Origin of the sequence: Acinetobacter sp. Res13-Abat-PEC15-P4-01 (assembly GCF_015676285.1) — a bacterium.
Lineage (GTDB): Bacteria > Pseudomonadota > Gammaproteobacteria > Pseudomonadales > Moraxellaceae > Acinetobacter > Acinetobacter nematophilus.
Map to the genome: position 1 here is coordinate 223,526 of NZ_JADAIN010000031.1, position 18,793 is coordinate 242,318.

An 18,793-nucleotide genomic window follows, 5' to 3' on the forward strand; every position below is an offset into this window, starting at 1 on the left:
AGAATTTTTATTATCATTACTAGATAAAAAATACACTCTGTGTATTCCTATGAATTAAATTCTCATAGGTGTAACATGAATAATCAAGTTAATGAATCTAGGACCCTTATCGAAATCGAAGACTTTGTGGATGATGTCGTAAATAGATCCCGAGAACCGCGCCAGTTCTTCAGAAAACTCACTGATTTAATTTTTCAACTCGATAAAATATATAATCCTGATTTCTATTACTCTACTTGTGTGGATGCTTTAATTGAATTGCTGATCGATTTTGATAGAGATCTAAATAACTGGCAGTCTTTATATGATCAATTAAAACGAGTTTCTTTTACTGGAATTAAAGAAAGATTTAAAAAGCACCATCGCAGGCATTTACGTCAATTACGTGATCATCAATATAGTGAATCTGTAAATACGAAGAATTTAGTTGAACGTATGGAGAGGGTTACTGATCATTATTCACGTATTTTAGTGGTTCGTGTAGATTTAGCTTATCCTCTTAAACATCAAGACCAAGTTGGTATTCAAGAATTTAATGAGGATATGCGAGTATTACGTACTAGATTACGTGATAAAGATAGAATATTTGAGGGTTTAATTGAATATGCATGGGCATTAGAACAGGGTAAGGATAAAGGCTACCACTGCCATTTATTATTGGTCTACAAAGGACATGAGCGTCAGAAAGCTTATGGTATCGCCAAACGAGTAGGTGACATATGGGGAAATATCACCAGCGGTAAAGGGAATTATTTTAATTGTCATGATCCTAAGTATCTTCAGCAATTCTCTGATCGAGATACTTTAGGTATAGGGATGATTTATCGTAAAGATCAAGATCAAGTGAATAATATGTTAAACACGATCAAATATTTAGTTCGACCTGAAAAAGAAAACCAGCATCTACGTGTGAAGTGTAAAAAACGTATGCGTACATTCGGATAATAAAAGAAAACTGAGTCATACATCATCTACATGAAGATCACGATCTATGTGATTGTAAATGAGGGTTTATAGAAATAAACCCTTTCATATTTTTCATTGGAGATGTTTTGTATGCCAACATGTTGTCCATATTGCCAGTCTACTCAAGTACACCGAATATTTGTTTCTCATCAGCAGCAAGTCATTCATTTATTTTCAAATAAGACATCCATCTCAAAGCTTGGCTTAGCAACCATGATCATGAAGCGGCTTTCATCTGGTTCACCGTTATCGCCTTGGATGTTGAAATTGGCAGAGGTGATATTAAGTGGCTTGATTAATTATTTACTTGAATTGAAACATAGTACTTCAGAATCTGGAATTGTAATAAAGTTCTATTGTGAATCTTGCCATCGCAGTTTTAATACATGAATTTGGCAGATGATCGTCATGGCTTTTAAATAGATTTGATAGATGACTATCAGTTTATCATGCATATATTTGAGCTTTGTTCTTATTTTCTAAAGTAAAAACGATTGATGAAGAGAATCAAAAAAAACCGATGTTTTTCGAAACATCGGTTTATTTTAGTAGAAATCTTGATTTTTTGATTTTAAAATTAAACGAATCGATAGAGTTTCCCATCAATTTTTAAGTCAACATGTTTAATTTGCTTTTCAGGACAAGCAGGGGTGATTAAAACGTTTATGTCGCTGTCAGTTATAGTTTCACCTTCTGGCCCCCATGAATCGACCATACAGGAATGACCATCTTTAGATGTTATTTGTACTTCCTCAATCAAGATATCTGGATATCCAATAGGTTTACCTAAAGTGATAAATTCGACCCATGCAGGATTTTTAGGGCTCATGCTGTACATGAAATAAAGACGAGGTACCTTTCGATTCTCACAATCAGCACTGTATTCATCTGCACCACAAGATTGAACTTTTATTGGTGAGTTTGTATTGGGTTGAATATTCTCAGTCATTTCTGGTTGATTTAGAGAATCCTCATGAGTATCTTCTGGCATGTCTGGTTGGTGGGCAGTCATTGTTCCAGCTTGCGAAGCGTGTATTTGATCAGGATTAATATCTGATGGAACGTTGCTGCTGATTGGTGATTGCTTAGATTGATTCCATACAAGATAAGCTATTCCAGCTAGGGCAATAATAATGATCACATTGAAGATAAGTTGCAGATGATTTTTCATGTAATTATCCTTTTGATATTTTGTTAACTATGCGCATCGATACCACTGATTTAGATTAAAAATAATCCGCTATAGATCATGAATAAAATAAACATTTCATTACCATGCTAATGTTACTAAGTCGTTTTATGCTTCACGCTATCGAAGGCTTTAGCTTGGATGATTCTTTACCTTTATTGGAAAGTGGAACCTAGGTTTTTAAGCCTAGGCATGTTTATTTTTTTGATCATGTATCTAAGTAGTAATGGAACGAGCGCAACGATTAGAAATTCGAGAATTGCAGTGAAGTACATGCCTCAATCAACTCTTTAGAAAACGCTCTATTTGCATTTTTAGGCATGAAAGCAGCCATTTTTTTATTGTTTATAAAAACCTCAACTTTTTTGGCTTTTCCTACGTGAGCGATAAATTTATCCCAATCATTGCCGTTAAGCCTAGTTCGTGTTTCAGAAGGTGCATCAAATGCCTTTCCATCAATGATAAAGCTAAAAGATGATCGCTTATTAAAGCTTGCATACGCTTTATTTCCGGTTTCAAGCTGTACAGAGTGCTCGGTGTCTGGTCCTGCACCCGTATTACATGAAATAGTCAATTTCTGATTTTGACTATTTTTGAGTAAATAATAGCTAAACCCTTGTGCAAATCCATTTTGCCAGACGTTAGGTGCTGCTTGAGATGTGGAATACATGCACAGTATGAATGCCATTAATGTGAATTTTTTCATGAGAAGATCCTTTGAATATTTTTAGATTAGAATTTATTTAGAGCGAAGCACTAAGCCACCGATGATTACAAGAATAAGTATTCCACCAATGAATTTACCCACAGATGGGAACATGACTGCTGGCCAAATCACGCCTTGCCCTAAGTGATAGGCAAATGATTTATAGCTATGTTGACCCCAAAAGTTTTGATAAATTGCAAACAGTAAACCGATAATCAAATAAGAACGGATTAACCAAGAAGTAATAGATGTATTCATTTATTTCCACCAAATGCATATTGAGCAAGTAAGTAAAACAAACCAAAAACAATCATCATGCCGATGAATGGCAGACCCAGAAAGCAAATGACTGCAACAATACAGATGATTCCAGCAATAACTCTCATCGCTTACTCTCTCATACATTGCAAACTGGTTTGCACCATATCGTTTTGAAAGGCTTCAGTCTGGCTGAGGGTGTAAAGATTATTTTTAAAACCTTCCTCTCCGTACTTAGCCTCTAGTTTTTGATAGACACATTTGCAGGCGGATCGCTCCATCCCTGTAGATTGGCAACCTCCAAGAAACTCTCGTTCAGCTTTACTGGCACAACCGAGTGTTATGAGTGAACAACCAATGATTAAAATTGAAGTTTGAATTTTCATCATTCCCCCCTAATTTATTGTTATTGCTTATTTTGGAATTGATCATTTCAACAGCATGACAAAATGCAAAGACAAAGGTGTCCTATTCCAAGGACAAATAAGTCTTTAGATTGAATGTCTGTTGAATGAAAAACTAGCTGTTATACCAAAGGCAGGGCAATAGCCGATAGAGCTTTAGAGAAAAGAGTAAAGATAGATAAGATTTAGTCATGGTAATGACTCCTTTGGGTATAAAGAAGTTTCACCAAATTACTGCTAAATAATGGTGGCGAAACGAAAAGGGGTTAGCAGACTGATACCCAAAAAGATCAGCACACCCGAAGGTGTCCCCCTCCCGTTCCGCCGCAGAGGGGGAGACGCAGGGTAGCCCACCAAAAAGTTAAACTTTTTAGCGTGCTTTGGGTAAACGGTCTGCTAAAACCGACTGACAATGTAGGTCAGCAGTTGAATGATAGAATTAAGGATAGACTTAGTCAATCAATCATAATTGAAAAGCGAGTTAAATCAATATGAATCATCCGGAGTGGTGAAGTAAAAAAAATATGGGTAAGCTTTTTAAATTACTCTTGGCATTTAAAAGATAGGGTCTTTTATGGACTTATTGTCGTTCAACTATTCAATCATTAAAAATTTAGATAAGGACCTAGCTAAAAAAATAGTGTCGATTGAAAAAAAGTTTGCCAAGTTAAGTTTTAAAAATGAAGAAATTGCAATAATCAAAATTAAATCTGAATTTGCTGAAAAAATTATTCCCCCTAAACAACATCAAGGTTCACAAACAGGAAAAACTGTAATTAATTCAGCCACAGCATTAGTATTGGAGGAGAGCTATTATCCTTTTTCATATTGTTTAAAAATTTTAGGGCTATATCCAATTAAAAATGAAGACTTTTCTTATTGGAATGAGCACATTAATTTATTCTCACAATTAGAAAGAAATGGATTTTCAGAGGAATATGCAAATAAATTAAAGATTTTTTTTATAGATAATTTCAATTTTAATGAAGTTTTAAAAGAGTTTATCTCTATTCCGATGCTGAGAAATCCTGGTATCAATATCCTCTTAATTTTACTTCACCTAGATCATTTAATATCAAGAAAATGGACATTCAAATCCATTTGTATGAACCAAGCATTGAAATTTAAGTTTAAAAAGGGAAAACCTTATTACCCATCCAAAACATTTACTGATCTTTTGGTATTTATTCGTGAAATCAATGCTAAATTTGAAGCGAATAAGGGGCAAAAAGTAGACATCTTAAAAAAAATTCCTGAACTTCGAAAGTTTGATCAATGGTTAGATCCAGAAACAGATGATCAACAAGTCAAAAAATTTAGAACACTTTTAAAAAAAATGAGAGAAAACCAAAGGCAATGTTATTTGGATGAAGTATATAAGTTCATAGGGCTACCCTATGGTGAATTTCATAACGATGAAATTTATGAGCAAGTATGTTGGGAAAACCACTTATTTCTAAAAAATGAGCTCCCAGAAGAAAAATGGTTTGAAAGTATCAATGCAATTAGTGGTTTATGGTTAATTTATTATTGGCAAAATTTTTATTACGAGCACATTAAAAAGACAGCTAGTGTAAGTGATTTAGCCTTATCGGAAGAGTTTATAATGATATGGGGCGCTTTTTTAAATCAATACCCTTCGGAAGGCAAACATATCTGGCCTTCCGAATTGATATCGCAGGATTGCTAAAATTGACTATTTACTTCGTGGGGGATTGTTATCACGTCCGCCGCCTGATGGATTGCCTGTAGTGCTCGGAAAACCCGCTTTACTCATTTCTTTATCCTCTATTTGATTTTGTTGGTCGATGATTTGGATTGAGTTGATTAGCACGATTATCTTGAGCTTGTTTAAATTGATCATTATTCGGATTTTTTACTGTTGAACGTTGATCATTTGCTGTCTTTGTCATCATTCTCTCCTTATGTATTGAGTATTTGACAAGCACATTATTATTTACCTAAAAAATCGATATTGCCCTTAAAATCACCAAAAAGATTATTTTTTAATCAGTTGTAAAATAAGATTTTTAAACCCAACACTAAAATACAAATAGCAGAACTGGTTTAAGATTATTTCAAATAATTTCAAATATATATCATCTAAGTGAATCAATTGATTTGAATCTAAATATGGTGAATCACAATTTCGGCTTGCTCTTTGCGCAAGCCTTTTTTATGCCCAAATTTGGATAGAGGATCTAAACAATTAAATGACGAATAGGAAAATTCTTATGGCACATCAAATTGAACAAATGGCATATGTTGGACAAACGCCTTGGCATGGTTTAGGCAACCAACTGACGCAGAACCAACCCATAGCGGTTTGGGCACAACAGGCAGGTATGGATTGGCGAATTGAATCTTCAAATGTCAGTTATATGGCACAGAATGATCGTGGGCAAAGTATCATCATGCCATTTGAAGAACAACGGGTACTTTATCGTTCAGATACCCATGCACCTTTGTCTGTGGTTAGTCAACGCTTTCAGGAAGTACAACCTCAAGAGATTCTACATTTCTACAAAGACTTAACAGAACAATCTGGCTTTGAACTGGAAACAGCAGGCGTACTAAAAGGTGGTAAGAAATTCTGGGCTTTGGCGAGAACTGGACAAACGAATGCACTTAAAGGTAAAGATGTCAGCAATGGCTATATTCTATTAGCTACGGCTTGTGATGGAACACTCGCTACTACTGCACAATTTACTTCCATTCGTGTGGTATGTAACAATACCTTAGCCATTGCACTGAAAGGACAAGATTCAAGCCATGGTGTAGTCAAAGTCCCACACAGTACCAAGTTTGATGCTGAAAAGGTCAAGCAACAATTAGGTATTTCAATCCGTGCATGGGATGAACACATGTATGAAATGAAACAACTCAGTCAACGAAAAGTGACTCAACAAGAAGCGGCTGCTTACTTTGATGCGGTATTTAATAATACGAGTTTGAGTATTGCCGAACAGGATGAAAGCATCATTCAGTTCTATCGCAATGTTGCTAATCAAGCAGAGGCGAATAAAACTGAACCGAACCGAAGAGCAATGTCTAAGGTCATGACCATGTTTAATGGGCATGGGCGAGGAGCAACACTATCTTCAGCCAAAGATACGGCTTATGGCTTATTGTGTTCTATTACAGAATTTTGTGATCATGAACGTCGTGCAATGAGTCAGGATCATCGGCTCGATTCAGCATGGTTTGGTGCAGGCGCAGGCTTAAAACAGCGAGGTTTGGAACAAGCATTAAAAATGCTAGCTTAAGCTTCATTTAAGTTTAAGATTGAATAATAATCTTATCAAACATGCTGAGTATGTGCGAATACCCCTCGGTTGCACATACCTATTTTATAGCCACACGCCAAGTGTGGTTTTTTTTATGCCTGATTTTTTACGCTCTGATTAAAAGCCTTCCATATCCATCATCTAACAAAACTTAACCATATCTACGGATATGGTTTTTTTATGCCCAAAATATAATTCAATAGGAATGTAGATATGAATAACCATGTCAATATCACGACTCAATCTGCTCAATTACTTCCATCAACAACCTCCACAACATTTAATGCCCCTAAATTCTTTTCCGCTAAACGCTTAGTGAATACCAAACACATGAGCCAAGCCGAATGGCTTGAAGTAAGAAAACAAGGTATTGGCAGTAGCGATTGTGCAGCAGCCTGTGGACTCAATCCTTATATGTCGATGTTGGAACTGTGGATGATTAAAACAGGACGCATCCAACAGAATATTGAGGATGAAAGTGAAGGGCATGCACCTCTCTATTGGGGCAAACGACTCGAGCCGTTGGTGGCTGAATATTACAGCATGCATACCAACTACAAAGTGCGTCGAGTCAATGCGGTATTGCAACATCCTGAAGCTGATAAACACTTTATGTTAGCCAACTTAGATTACTCCGTTGTTGGTGACGCAGATGTACAAATCTTGGAATGTAAAACCGCTGGAGAACATGGTGCTAAGCTTTGGCGAGATGGTGTACCGCTATATGTACTTTGCCAAGTGCAACATCAACTGGCAGTGACAGGCAAGAAAGCAGCACATATCTGTGTACTGATTTGTGGACATGAAACCCGAATCTTTAAAGTGACTCGTTCAGAATCAGTGATCCAACATATCATCAATGCAGAACGACATTTCTGGGAATATGTGGAAAAAGATACGCCACCTGATGCTGATGCATCTGAATCAGCAGCCAAAGCCTTACAACAGCTTTATCCTGAACATGTGCCACTCAGTACCACTGACCTATCCGAAGATGAACAAGCCAATCAACAGTTTGAGCAATTGATTCAAGCACGCCATCAAATTGAAACTGGTCAAGAGACATTCGATCTGATGAAACATCAACTACAAGTCAAGATGCAACAGGCTGAACGAGCGACCTTTAAAACAGGTTCAGTGACGTGGAAAAAGTCTAAAGACTCAATCAGCTTAGATAGCAAGGCATTACTCAAACAGTACCCTGAATATCTCAATCAATTTCCACAAAACAAACAAGGTTCTAGGCGTTTCAACATCTATACAAACGATGATTAAAGGAATTTAGCCTAAGTAATTTGAAGTGAAATAAACAATTAAAAGTCCCATGCCAGAGTGTATGGGATTTTTTTATGTCTCATTAATTTATTCAAAAGAGAGAAATATCATGATTAAAGGTTTAGCGATTACACCACCCATACTCGGTAGAATCAGCATTGGTAAAATTGTTGAAAAGAATGGTAAACGACTCCCTGAAAAGGATGACCAATTTACCATTACCAGCCAAATCCAAGGAAAAGATGGCTGGATTAAACATCCACTGGATGAACAACTTCGAGCCAAAGCACCAAATCAAAACCAAAAACTTAGAATAATTCCAGTCCGAATGATCTTCAATGATCCTGAGCTTAATCTCAGAGCTGAGTACACCTTATTTGATCGCCAAACAGGACGACCCGTATGTATTGGCAATGGTGAGACTTGCCAAAGACAAACCAATCAAGGCGTAGAACAACATCCATGTCCATCCCCTGATTTATGCCCATTGGCACAAGGAGGGAACTGTAAGCCTTTTGGTAGATTGCATGTCAACTTAGATGAATCGGATGAACTCGGTACGTTTATTTTTAGGACTACAGGATTCAATAGTATCCGTACTTTGGCAGCACGCTTGTCTTATTACCATGCGGCATCGAATGGTTTACTTTCATGTTTGCCTTTGCAATTGACGCTACGAGGTAAGTCCACCACACAAAGCTATCGAACACCTGTGTATTACGTGGACTTAACTCTACGAGATGGTGTCAATCTTCAACAAGCCATTCAAATGGCAAAAGAGATTGATCAGCAAAGTAAAGCATCTGGATTTAATCAAAATGCTTTAGATCAGATGGCTCGACAGTGTTTTAGTAATGCACGATTTGAGGTGAATTCTGAAGAGGGTCTGGATTTGGTGGAGGAGTTTTATACGGATGAAGTTACTGAGTCTGAACAAGCACAACCTGAGTCAAAATCTAAAGTTAAGCCTAAGCTCAATCAGGGGGATGGGTTTGTGCAGTATATTCAGCAGGGATTGCAGGGAAGTGTGAGGGCGGTGAACTGAATGAGCTCAAAGTTTAAAAAATTACAGATCTTGGGGTTATTTGAGCAGTAGCGCTCGCATCAATGATCAGGAGTAAACATCATGAATGCGTTCACAGGTCAAACTTTTCAAATGAATCAAATAATTAACATTAAAGAAGTGATTCAGTTCACAAGTATCAGCCGAGCAAAAATCTATGAAATGATCAATGCTAGTTCTAAGTATTATGATCCAACATTCCCGAAACCAGTACGTTTAAGTGATTCACGTATTGGTTGGGTGGCTTGGGAGGTTAATCAATGGATTGAAGGTAAAATAGAAAGCCGATAATTGTGGGAGCGAAAGCTCCCTTATTTTTTTGTTAATAACTGGATGGTTGATGTACTTTATCACCAATGTAATACAGTGTAATTATAAGAATAAAAAGCATTTGAAAAACAAAAGTAAAATAGATTAAAGAAGTTAACAAATAACCCCATTTATAATAGGTAAATCCAAAATCTAAAATGTTTGAGCTATAGGCGTAATTTATGAAAACTGTGGCAATTAGTAATGCTAGACTCAAAAAAGTTAGATATGAAAAGGCATTGGATAGATACCGCCTTCTTGAAATTTCATGACCATCTTTATTAATGGGTGGATTAACTTTTGCAGTAATATCAAGCTCTTTGTTGCCAAATGATACTACGGCTGTCAATGCTGCGAATAAAAAGCCAGGTAGCGCTAATATAAAGTTACCAAGAACTTCAAAACCCTTTGATTCAAAAAAAATTTTAAATTTAGATGAATTGAGATCTAATGTTAGATACAGAAAAATTGTTACGAGAATTGAGAATAAAATAGGTAGAAGCCAATCAAAAATTGGCTTTTTATTTCGTCCATTTAAGTCATCAATCGCCCATTTAATATATAAATACGCTAATGGCTTAAGAATTAGTTCCATCATTAGGTAATATGTCCAAGCCTTTGTGACGAGATAATATTGTATTCATTCTGCTAAAAAGTTTTTGGTCAGAAGTTGCATTTTGCGTCACAGGTTGACGTTCAAAGCTTTCAATAAATTCAATTTTTACGCCAAAATCAGATTCAGTAAAATCACCCTTAATATCAATACTCATAGTGCGAGATTTTTCCTTACAGCGAACTCTGTAGAATAAGTTTTCACCTAAAGATGCATCGTTTTTAATTTTATTTAAGACACTATTAAAAGCTACACTAAGTAAGCCTTTTTCTAGTTCTTGCCCATTTTGATCTAAAAAGATTGCACGATCTGGAATATATTTAAATTCTTTTTTTGCAATAGTTAACAACGGATCATTTTCAATTTGTTTTTGTGTTTTTTCTTCAATTGCACTAATACTAAGTAAATTTCCTTGTGCTGCTCTGTCAAGAATTGATAAACCACAAACATTATCTACTTCAGCTTTTGTGGCAAACTCAACCATACGCGGAGTACCATCTTCATTTGTTCCGCCACCTCCATATGGAGCTTTAAAAAAATCAGGTTGGATATTTGATTCGCGTAAATTATGTAAAATATTTGTGATGATATAGCCCAAAGTAAACCCTGTGCCACCTGCATATTGTTCAAGCACCATCAATGCAGAATTTTTATTTTTTGGATCCAATTGGATGACTACATGGAAAAATTTTTGCAATTCGTCTCCATCTTCAAATGGAACTAATTTCGTTTCTGCTTTTGGTCTATTAAATATTCTTACATCTTCGCTTTCTTTATCAGATCGTTCAATCAATAAATATAAAGTATTATCCTTTTTAGTAATTTCAGTGATTGAGTAAACATAGCGACCTTTTACGGATGAAACTGTTAAATCTTTATGGTTGTTTTTCGCAATAAAATTAAAAACCTGTTCTACACTAAAAAAGTGAGTAAATTTCCCACGAGGTTGCTTTGGTAGTTTTTCATTTTTAAAACTAATTTTATAAAATGCACACGCTATATCATGAACTACTTTACGTGAACTTGCTGTCATGTTGCCTCATTATTGTTTGTTTTAAAATATGTTATTGAAAATAGTATAAAATATTAAAAGTAATAACAAGGAGTTTAGTGTTTTCTTTGGTAGTAAGTGTTTTCTCGCATAGTTAATAAATTGCTGTATTCAATATATGCAAAATCTTGCGTATAGATTTCTTTGATTAGATTTTTTAATCCAGAATGAAACAATAGGTTGAGAACCGTACTCAAATTAGTGAGAATACAAGCAATTCTAGCTTTCTTGAATATTTAGGAGAGCTTTAAACCAATTTTAAGCATTGTAGACAACCTATGAACAAGCAACAACTCGCTTCCAAAATTTGGGACTCAGCAAACAAAATGCGCTCAAAGATTGAGGCAAATGAATATAAAGACTATATCTTAGGGTTCATGTTCTACAAGTTTTTATCTGACAAAGAACAAGCCTTTTTAGAAGCGAAAGATTTTAGTCAAGCAGATATTGAAGCACTCACTGAAGAAGACCCAGAAACGGTTGAATTTATTAAAGATGGTATAGGCTATTTTATTGCTTATGACAATCTGTTTTCGACATGGCTGAAAAAAGGCAATGACTTCAACGTTGCCAATGTTCGTGATGCATTGTCTGCCTTTTCTCGTTTAATTAGTCCATCACATAAAAAAGTATTCGATGGTATTTTTAAAACACTAGAAACAGGTTTGAGTAAACTTGGTGACAACTCAAACAGTCAAACCAAAGCTATCAGTGATTTATTGCAATTGATCAAAGTTATTCCGATGAATAACAAGCAAGACTACGATGTACTTGGTTTTATTTATGAATATTTGATTGGCTCATTTGCTGCTAATGCAGGTAAAAAAGCAGGTGAGTTCTATACTCCACATGAAGTATCTGTGTTGATGTCTGAAATCATTGCGCATCACTTAAAAGATCAGCAAGAAATCAAAATTTACGATCCAACCAGTGGTTCTGGGTCGCTATTGATAAATATTGGTAGTTCAGTTGCCAAGCACGTCAACGATGAAAATAAAATCAAATATTACGCACAAGAGTTAAAGGAAAATACCTATAACTTAACCCGTATGAATTTGGTGATGCGTGGTATTTTGCCTGCGAACATTGTGGCTCGAAATGCCGATACTTTAGAGGATGATTGGCCGTATTTTGAAGACCATGATCCAATCAGTACTTATACACCGTTGTATGTCGATGCTGTGGTGTCTAATCCGCCTTATTCTCAAGCATGGGATTCAGCGAATAAAGAATCTGATCCACGTTATGCTCGTTTTGGTTTAGCACCAAAAACCAAGGCGGACTATGCGTTTCTACTACATGATCTATATCATTTAAAACCTGATGGCATCATGGCGATTGTTTTGCCACACGGCGTATTGTTCCGTGGTGGTGAAGAAGAACGTATTCGTAAAAACTTGCTTGAAAATAAACATATAGATGCAATCATTGGATTACCTGCCAATATTTTCTTTGGTACAGGTATTCCAACTGTAATCATAATTTTAAAACAACGTCGACAAAGCAGTGATGTGCTTTTTGTTGATGCATCGAAAGGCTTTATCAAGGTTGGTAAAAATAACCATCTACAAGCATCCAACATTAAGAAAATTGTTGATGCCGTTGTACAGCGTGAAGACATTGAGCAATTTTCTAAATTGGTCAGCTTGGAAGAAATCCGTGAGCAAGGTTATAACTTAAATATTCCTCGTTATGTAGACTCGTCTGCAACAGCAGAAACTTGGGATATTTATGCCACCATGTTTGGCGGTATTCCAAAGAAAGAAATTGATGCTTATGCCGAGTATTGGAAGGCGTTCCCTCAGTTACGCCAAGACTTATTTACTGACAGCGATACACCTTATGTCGATTTAGCCACGACAGAAATCAGTAACGCTATTCATCAGCATGCCAATGTTCAAACATTTAAAACGCAATTTAATACGGCTTTTGCCAATTTCCATGATTATTTAAAAGCTGAACTCATTGGTAAGATGCAGTCTTTGCATATTGCACAGCAGGAAAATGTTTTAAGTCAGGATATTTTCAAGCGTTTGGAAAATATTGCTTTAGTTGACAAATATCAAGCCTATCAAGCCTTGGATGATCAATGGCAAACCATTATAGGAGATTTGGAAATTATCCAAACAGAAGGTTTGAACAAAGTCAAAGTCGTAAATCCTAACATGGTCTTAAAAAAGAAAGATGGTAAAGAGCAGGAAGTTCAAGACGGTTGGGTGGGTTATGTGTTGCCATTTGATTTGGTACAACAACATTTACTTATTGATGAACTCACTGCGTTGCAAAATAAAGAACGTGCTTTAACTGAAGCCAGTGCTGAAATTGAAGCGATCATGGACTCGTTGTCTGAGGAAGATAAAGATACTTTGTTGAACGATGCCAATGATGCGTTTGTTACAGCAGAAATTTCTAAAGCATTGAAACAGGCATTCGAATATATTGAAACGCCAGAAATCCGTGCGATTAATGAATTATTAGAATTGCTTGCCAATAAAGCGAAAAAGCCAGAACAGGAACAGTTTGTTCAGGCACATCCTGAAGTACAGTGGGCGAAGATTGAAGCCAATAAAAACGGTACTTATGCAGTAGGAAAAGTGAAAGCGTATTTAAAAACGTTACAAGCTAATTTTACTTTTGCGGAAGACTCTCTGGAAGCGAAGTTGTTCCAAGTGGAAGATTTGCTTGCACAGGAAAAAGAGCTGAAAACCGAGATTAAAGCCGATGCCAATACCTTGCATTTGTTGACCAAAACTACGATTGAAGCACTAGAAAATTCACAAATTTTAGAGTTGTTGGAAGCGAAGTGGGTACAACCAATTCTATCTGTAATTTTGGCGTTGCCGAATGAAGTGATTGAGCATTTGGCTGATGTGGTACAGGCTTTGGCAGATAAGTATGCCGTAACCTATACTGAAACCACGCAAAAGTTGATTGAAGCGGAGCATAGTCTTGCTGACTTGATAGATGATTTAACAGGTGATGATTTTGATATGCAAGGTTTGGCACAGTTTCAAGCATTGTTAAAAGGGGCTTAATTTGGAAAAGCAAACGTGTCCTGAGCTTCGTTTTAGTCAGTATAAAAATGATTGGAATGAAACAACATTAGGAGAAGTTGTTGATATTGTAGGCGGTGGAACACCTGATACTAACGTGCCTGAATTTTGGAATGGTGATATAGATTGGTATTCGCCTACTGAAATTGGTGAGAATGTTTATGTTAATGGAAGTCTAAAAAAGATCACGGCATCAGGGTTAAAAAATAGTTCTGCAAAAGTATTGCCTGCAAAGAAAACAGTGTTATTCAGTTCAAGAGCTGGCATTGGCGATATGGCAATATTGGGTAAACCAGCTGCAACGAATCAAGGATTTCAATCTTTTATTGCCAATAGTATTGATGTTTATTTCCTCTATTCGATGGGAGCTAAAATCAAGAAGTTTGCCTTGAGTAAAGCTTCAGGGTCTACTTTTTTAGAAATTTCAAGAAATCAGCTTGCTCAAATGGAGTTTTTTGCCCCATCAGTTGAATCAGGTGAACAAACCCAAATCGGTAATTTTTTCCGAAATCTAGACCAATCTATTGCCTTACACGAAAAGAAACTGACTCAAACACAAAATCTTAAAAAAGCCATGCTGGAAAAAATGTTTCCAAAAGCAGGAAGTACGCAACCTGAGATTCGTTTAAAAGGGTTTAGTGAGAAGTGGAGGAATTTTCAATTATCCAATTTTATTTCGATTAAACATGGCTTTGCATTTGATGGGACATATTTCAGTGAAACTGAGACAAATTTATGTTTATTGACTCCTGGCAATTTTATGATTGGTGGTGGCTTCAAAGCTGAGAAGTTCATTTACTATAATGGTGCAGTACCTAAAAATTATATACTTCAAGAAAATGATCTGTTAGTAACGATGACTGATTTGAGTAAAGAAAGTGACACTTTGGGTTTACCTGCTTTGGTTCCTTTAATTCGAGGAAAAATATTACTCCATAATCAACGGTTAGGATTAATAACTTTTGAGAACGATGAATTAGACAAAGGTTTTCTTTTCTATTTGTTACAAACTGAGTCGTATCATAAATATATTGTTTTATCTGCCACAGGTACAACCGTAAAACATACTTCCCCAAATAAAATTTTGGCTTTTGTTTGTGATGTGCCTGAATATGATGAGCAAAAAGCTATTGCGAGTTTTTTCAAAGAGCTCGATGAAACTCTAGTATTACAACAGCAACAGCTTCAAACCTTAAAAAAACTAAAACAGGCTTTTTTAGAAAAGATGTTTGTTTGAATTTATATTAATCCCTCTAAGTCTCCCTTTGTAAAAGGGAGACTTTTTATAAATTGACTTGATAAAAGCAAATCGACCATGACATTTAAAAGCGAAAAAGAATTTGAACAGGCATTTATCGAAACTCTTTTTAACAAAGGGTGGGAAAGCACAGTTCTAAAAAATCCAACGGAACAGGATTTAATTAACAACTGGGCAAAAATTTTATTTGAAAATAACAGCGGTATAGATCGGCTGAATGGTCAGCCACTGACTGACTCCGAAATGGCGCAAATACTCGAACAAATTAAAACTTTGCGTACACCGTTGGCACTCAATGGCTTTATTAATGGCAAAACTGTTTCTATCAAGCGAGACAACCCAAATGATCCAGCACACTTAGGTAAAGAAATAAGCCTTAGTATTTATGACCGCCAGCAAATCGCAGCTGGGGAAAGCCGTTACCAAATCGTACAACAACCCAAATTCCCAACGTCTTCAACGATTTTAAATGATCGACAAGGCGACATTATGTTGCTGATCAATGGTATGCCATTGTTTCATATTGAATTGAAACGCTCAGGCGTCCCTGTCAGTCAGGCAGCACATCAAATCGAAAACTATGCCCGTTCAGGTATTTTTTCAGGGCTATTTTCATTGGTACAAATCTTTGTAGCGATGAATCCAGAAGAAACTAAATACTTTGCCAATCCCGGTCCAGATGGATCATTTAACTCAGATTACTATTTTAACTGGGCAGATTTTAACAACGAACCAATCAATTATTGGAAATACATTGCTGCGCATTTGCTGTCTATTCCGATGGCACATCAGCTCATTGGATTTTACACCGTAGCAGATAAAACCGATGGCGTTTTAAAGGTCATGCGCAGTTACCAGTATTTTGCAGTTCGTGCTATTTCTGACCGTGTAGCGCGTATCGAGTGGGACGGGCGAGATCGTTTAGGTGGTTATATTTGGCATACCACTGGTTCAGGTAAAACCATGACCAGCTTTAAATCGGCTTATCTGATTGCAACCTCTAAAGATGCAGATAAAGTGATTTTCTTGATGGATCGTATTGAGCTCGGCACGCAGTCATTAGAGCAATACAATAACTTTGCAGACACGGACGACTTTGTACAATCTACTGAAAATACTTATGCGTTGATTAGCAAACTCAAAAGTACCAATCCGAACGAAGTCCTGATTGTTAGCTCAATTCAAAAAATGAGTAATATCAAGCAAGAAGAGGGTGGTCTAAAAGCCCATGATATTGAGCAGATGCAGAAAAAGCGCATCGTCATTATTGTAGATGAAGCACACCGTTCAACCTTTGGCGATATGCTCATTACCATTAAAGAAACCTTTCCTCAGGCAGTCTTCTTTGGTTTTACAGGGACGCCGATTCAAGACGAAAATGAAAAGAATATGAATACCACCGCAACAGTATTCGGTCATGAGTTGCACCGTTACAGTATTGCAGATGGTATTCGAGATAAAAACGTACTCGGTTTTGATCCTTACCTGATTTCAACTTATAAAGATTCAAAATTACGAGAAGCTGTGGCTTTGGATGAAGCAAAAGCCAATACTGTTCGAGAGGCTATGGCTGATCCTAAAAAGAAAGAAATTTATTTACGCTTTATGGATAAAAGTCAGGTTGCTATGGCAGGTCATTGGGATAAAGCCAACAACTATATCAGAGGAATTGAAGATTACTTGCCAACAGAGCAGTATCGTCGTCCTGAGCATCAAAATAAAGTGGTTGAAGATATTTTAGAGAACTGGATTCAATATAGCCAAAATAATAAATTTCATGGCATGTTTGCCACCAGTAGTATTGCCGAAGCAATTGAATATTATCGTTTATTTAAAAAATTAAAACCTGAGCTAAAAATTACGGCATTGTTTGATCCAAATATTGATAATAATGAAAATGCTAAATTCAAAGAAGATGGCTTGGTTGAGATCATAAGCGACTATAATAATCGTTATGGCATGGAGTTCAGTTTAGCCACCCACGCCAAAATGAAGCGTGATATTGCTGACCGTTTAGCCCATAAAGAATTATATAAGCGTGTAGAACATACCCCTGAAAAACAGCTTGAGCTATTGATTGTTGTTGATCAAATGCTGACAGGTTTTGACTCTAAATGGGTTAATACTTTGTATTTGGATAAGATGCTTGAGTATGCAAACTTGATTCAAGCATTCTCACGTACCAACCGCTTATTTGGTAAAGATAAACCATTCGGTATCATTCGATATTACCGACGTCCGCATACGATGAAACGTAATATTGATGCAGCAGTTAAGTTGTATTCAGGCGATAAGCCTTTGGCTTTATTTGTAGATAAACTGCAAGATAACCTAAATAAATTAAACGCGATTTTTACTGATATAGAACAACTGTTTAAAAGTGCGGGTATCGAAAACTTTGAAAAGTTACCTGAAGACAAAGATGATTGTGGTCAGTTTGCAAAACTATTTAAGCAGTTCAATGAGCATCTTGAGGCTGCAAAAATTCAAGGTTTTAATTGGAAGCAACTTACCTATTGCTTTGATGATAAACAATCAAATGAGCCACCATTTGAGGTTTGTATAGACCAACAGACTTATTTAATTTTAGCTTTACGATACAAAGAGTTATTTTCTGAAGTTGGAAGCGGTGGTGGTGGCGGTAGTGTTCCATTTGAAGTTGAGGGATATTTAACTGAAATTGATACTGATAAGATTGATTCAGATTACATGAACAGTCGATTTACCAAATATTTGAAAGCATTGTATGATGGTGAAAAAGCTATATCACTTGAAGCCGCATTAAATGAGTTACATAAGAGTTTTGCGGCTTTGACGCATAATGAACAAAGAATTGCCAATATCTTTTTGCATGACTTACAACGTGGTGATGTGAAATTACAAGAAGATAAATCGTTTAGAGATTATATTACGGAGTATCAATTTAAAGCCAAAGAGGACGAAATACATGCTATTGCGACTTCTTTTGGTCTAGACGAGTCAAAACTAAGACAGTTGATCAGCGCGCATGTCAATGAAAATAATATCAATGAATTTGCACGTTTTGATACATTATTGAATACTGTGGATAAGACAAAGGCAAAGCAACATTTTGAGCAGGAAGAAGGAAAGGCGATACCACCTTTCAAAGTCAATGTGAAAGTTGCAGCCTTTTTAAAAGAGTTTGTTTTGAAAAATTCAAATGTCGACTAGGATGGATGGTCATTAATATGAAATACCAACTACCTTATACCATCACATACAAAAATATTCATTTGATTACATAGATCCGTGAAAATATAGGACGTTTGAATGTTTTGACGTTAATTTATATTATATTTAATATTGTGGTGCGATAAGGTTTTGAAAATTAATGGAATAA

The 18,793-nt window shown here is 36.1% G+C and carries 17 protein-coding genes; 9 read left to right on the forward strand and 8 right to left on the reverse strand.

Annotated features, from left to right (window positions below):
* Window positions 1–75 precede the first annotated feature (75 nt).
* A complete protein-coding gene (locus tag IMO47_RS12395; RefSeq protein ID WP_196075840.1) occupies window positions 76–945 on the forward strand; it encodes an inovirus-type Gp2 protein in 870 nt (289 codons plus the stop codon).
* A 598-nt stretch (window positions 946–1,543) separates the two neighbouring features.
* Here IMO47_RS12395 and IMO47_RS12400 read toward each other — a convergent pair.
* The 5 genes from IMO47_RS12400 to IMO47_RS12415 all read right to left on the reverse strand — a co-directional run bounded on the left by IMO47_RS12400 (window position 1,544) and on the right by IMO47_RS12415 (window position 3,505).
* Complete coding sequence (locus tag IMO47_RS12400; protein ID WP_196075839.1) at window positions 1,544–2,137, reverse strand: hypothetical protein; 594 nt, start codon at window positions 2,135–2,137, stop codon at window positions 1,544–1,546.
* A gap of 262 nt (window positions 2,138–2,399) precedes the next feature.
* Window positions 2,400–2,861: a hypothetical protein gene (locus tag IMO47_RS12405; protein ID WP_196075838.1), complete on the reverse strand. Its 462-nt coding sequence runs from the start codon at window positions 2,859–2,861 to the stop codon at window positions 2,400–2,402.
* Window positions 2,862–2,894: 33 nt separating this feature from the next.
* Complete coding sequence (locus IMO47_RS12410) at window positions 2,895–3,119, reverse strand: hypothetical protein (RefSeq protein WP_196075837.1); 225 nt, start codon at window positions 3,117–3,119, stop codon at window positions 2,895–2,897.
* Window positions 3,116–3,247 (reverse strand): hypothetical protein, encoded by a 132-nt coding sequence (locus IMO47_RS19880; protein WP_265092642.1) that lies wholly within the window; start codon window positions 3,245–3,247, stop codon window positions 3,116–3,118. The genes IMO47_RS12410 and IMO47_RS19880 overlap by 4 nt, the downstream gene beginning before the upstream one ends.
* 3 nt (window positions 3,248–3,250) lie before the next feature.
* Window positions 3,251–3,505: a hypothetical protein gene (locus IMO47_RS12415; RefSeq protein ID WP_151798676.1), complete on the reverse strand. Its 255-nt coding sequence runs from the start codon at window positions 3,503–3,505 to the stop codon at window positions 3,251–3,253.
* Window positions 3,506–4,097: 592 nt separating this feature from the next.
* On the opposite strand from IMO47_RS12415, the gene IMO47_RS12420 reads away from it, so the two are divergent.
* Complete coding sequence (locus IMO47_RS12420; RefSeq protein WP_196075836.1) at window positions 4,098–5,213, forward strand: hypothetical protein; 1,116 nt, start codon at window positions 4,098–4,100, stop codon at window positions 5,211–5,213.
* 91 nt (window positions 5,214–5,304) lie between these two features.
* Here IMO47_RS12420 and IMO47_RS19885 read toward each other — a convergent pair whose 3' ends face one another.
* A complete protein-coding gene (locus tag IMO47_RS19885; protein ID WP_262455250.1) occupies window positions 5,305–5,436 on the reverse strand; it encodes a hypothetical protein in 132 nt (43 codons plus the stop codon).
* A 321-nt stretch (window positions 5,437–5,757) separates the two neighbouring features.
* On the opposite strand from IMO47_RS19885, the gene IMO47_RS12425 reads away from it, so the two are divergent.
* The 4 genes from IMO47_RS12425 (at window position 5,758) to IMO47_RS12440 (ending at window position 9,439) form a co-directional block, all read left to right on the forward strand.
* Complete coding sequence (locus IMO47_RS12425; RefSeq protein ID WP_196075835.1) at window positions 5,758–6,789, forward strand: DUF932 domain-containing protein; 1,032 nt, start codon at window positions 5,758–5,760, stop codon at window positions 6,787–6,789.
* A 234-nt stretch (window positions 6,790–7,023) separates the two neighbouring features.
* Complete coding sequence (locus IMO47_RS12430) at window positions 7,024–8,085, forward strand: lambda-exonuclease family protein (RefSeq protein WP_227552310.1); 1,062 nt, start codon at window positions 7,024–7,026, stop codon at window positions 8,083–8,085.
* Window positions 8,086–8,194: 109 nt separating this feature from the next.
* On the forward strand, window positions 8,195–9,130 hold the full coding sequence (locus IMO47_RS12435) for a hydrolase or metal-binding protein (protein ID WP_196075834.1): 936 nt from the start codon (window positions 8,195–8,197) through the stop codon (window positions 9,128–9,130).
* A gap of 81 nt (window positions 9,131–9,211) precedes the next feature.
* On the forward strand, window positions 9,212–9,439 hold the full coding sequence (locus tag IMO47_RS12440) for an AlpA family phage regulatory protein (protein ID WP_196075833.1): 228 nt from the start codon (window positions 9,212–9,214) through the stop codon (window positions 9,437–9,439).
* Between the two features lie 31 nt (window positions 9,440–9,470).
* Here IMO47_RS12440 and IMO47_RS12445 read toward each other — a convergent pair whose 3' ends face one another.
* Window positions 9,471–10,055, reverse strand: a complete 585-nt coding sequence (locus IMO47_RS12445; protein WP_196075832.1) for a hypothetical protein — start codon at window positions 10,053–10,055, stop codon at window positions 9,471–9,473.
* Window positions 10,036–11,103 (reverse strand): hypothetical protein, encoded by a 1,068-nt coding sequence (locus IMO47_RS12450; RefSeq protein WP_196075831.1) that lies wholly within the window; start codon window positions 11,101–11,103, stop codon window positions 10,036–10,038. The genes IMO47_RS12445 and IMO47_RS12450 overlap by 20 nt, the downstream gene beginning before the upstream one ends.
* Window positions 11,104–11,399: 296 nt before the next feature.
* Here IMO47_RS12450 and IMO47_RS12455 point away from each other — a divergent pair, with 296 nt between their 5' ends.
* The 3 genes from IMO47_RS12455 to IMO47_RS12465 all read left to right on the forward strand — a co-directional run bounded on the left by IMO47_RS12455 (window position 11,400) and on the right by IMO47_RS12465 (window position 18,624).
* Window positions 11,400–14,156 (forward strand): type I restriction-modification system subunit M, encoded by a 2,757-nt coding sequence (locus tag IMO47_RS12455; RefSeq protein WP_196075830.1) that lies wholly within the window; start codon window positions 11,400–11,402, stop codon window positions 14,154–14,156.
* Window position 14,157: 1 nt separating this feature from the next.
* On the forward strand, window positions 14,158–15,411 hold the full coding sequence (locus IMO47_RS12460; protein WP_196075829.1) for a restriction endonuclease subunit S: 1,254 nt from the start codon (window positions 14,158–14,160) through the stop codon (window positions 15,409–15,411).
* 78 nt (window positions 15,412–15,489) lie between these two features.
* On the forward strand, window positions 15,490–18,624 hold the full coding sequence (locus IMO47_RS12465) for an HsdR family type I site-specific deoxyribonuclease (protein ID WP_196075828.1): 3,135 nt from the start codon (window positions 15,490–15,492) through the stop codon (window positions 18,622–18,624).
* Window positions 18,625–18,793 lie beyond the last annotated feature (169 nt).

Bases quoted from the DNA above. Each gene is read 5' to 3' on its own strand.
- IMO47_RS12410 (WP_196075837.1), bottom strand. From the start codon at position 3,119: ATGAATACATCTATTACTTCTTGGTTAATCCGTTCTTATTTGATTATC.
- IMO47_RS12435 (WP_196075834.1), top strand. From the start codon at position 8,195: ATGATTAAAGGTTTAGCGATTACACCACCCATACTCGGTAGAATCAGC.
- IMO47_RS12420 (WP_196075836.1), top strand. From the start codon at position 4,098: ATGGACTTATTGTCGTTCAACTATTCAATCATTAAAAATTTAGATAAG.
- IMO47_RS12415 (WP_151798676.1), bottom strand. From the start codon at position 3,505: ATGAAAATTCAAACTTCAATTTTAATCATTGGTTGTTCACTCATAACA.
- IMO47_RS12445 (WP_196075832.1), bottom strand. From the start codon at position 10,055: ATGATGGAACTAATTCTTAAGCCATTAGCGTATTTATATATTAAATGG.
- IMO47_RS19885 (WP_262455250.1), bottom strand. From the start codon at position 5,436: ATGACAAAGACAGCAAATGATCAACGTTCAACAGTAAAAAATCCGAAT.
- IMO47_RS12400 (WP_196075839.1), bottom strand. From the start codon at position 2,137: ATGAAAAATCATCTGCAACTTATCTTCAATGTGATCATTATTATTGCC.
- IMO47_RS12430 (WP_227552310.1), top strand. From the start codon at position 7,024: ATGAATAACCATGTCAATATCACGACTCAATCTGCTCAATTACTTCCA.
- IMO47_RS12395 (WP_196075840.1), top strand. From the start codon at position 76: ATGAATAATCAAGTTAATGAATCTAGGACCCTTATCGAAATCGAAGAC.
- IMO47_RS12465 (WP_196075828.1), top strand. From the start codon at position 15,490: ATGACATTTAAAAGCGAAAAAGAATTTGAACAGGCATTTATCGAAACT.
- IMO47_RS19880 (WP_265092642.1), bottom strand. From the start codon at position 3,247: ATGAGAGTTATTGCTGGAATCATCTGTATTGTTGCAGTCATTTGCTTT.
- IMO47_RS12405 (WP_196075838.1), bottom strand. From the start codon at position 2,861: ATGAAAAAATTCACATTAATGGCATTCATACTGTGCATGTATTCCACA.
- IMO47_RS12425 (WP_196075835.1), top strand. From the start codon at position 5,758: ATGGCACATCAAATTGAACAAATGGCATATGTTGGACAAACGCCTTGG.
- IMO47_RS12455 (WP_196075830.1), top strand. From the start codon at position 11,400: ATGAACAAGCAACAACTCGCTTCCAAAATTTGGGACTCAGCAAACAAA.
- IMO47_RS12440 (WP_196075833.1), top strand. From the start codon at position 9,212: ATGAATGCGTTCACAGGTCAAACTTTTCAAATGAATCAAATAATTAAC.
- IMO47_RS12450 (WP_196075831.1), bottom strand. From the start codon at position 11,103: ATGACAGCAAGTTCACGTAAAGTAGTTCATGATATAGCGTGTGCATTT.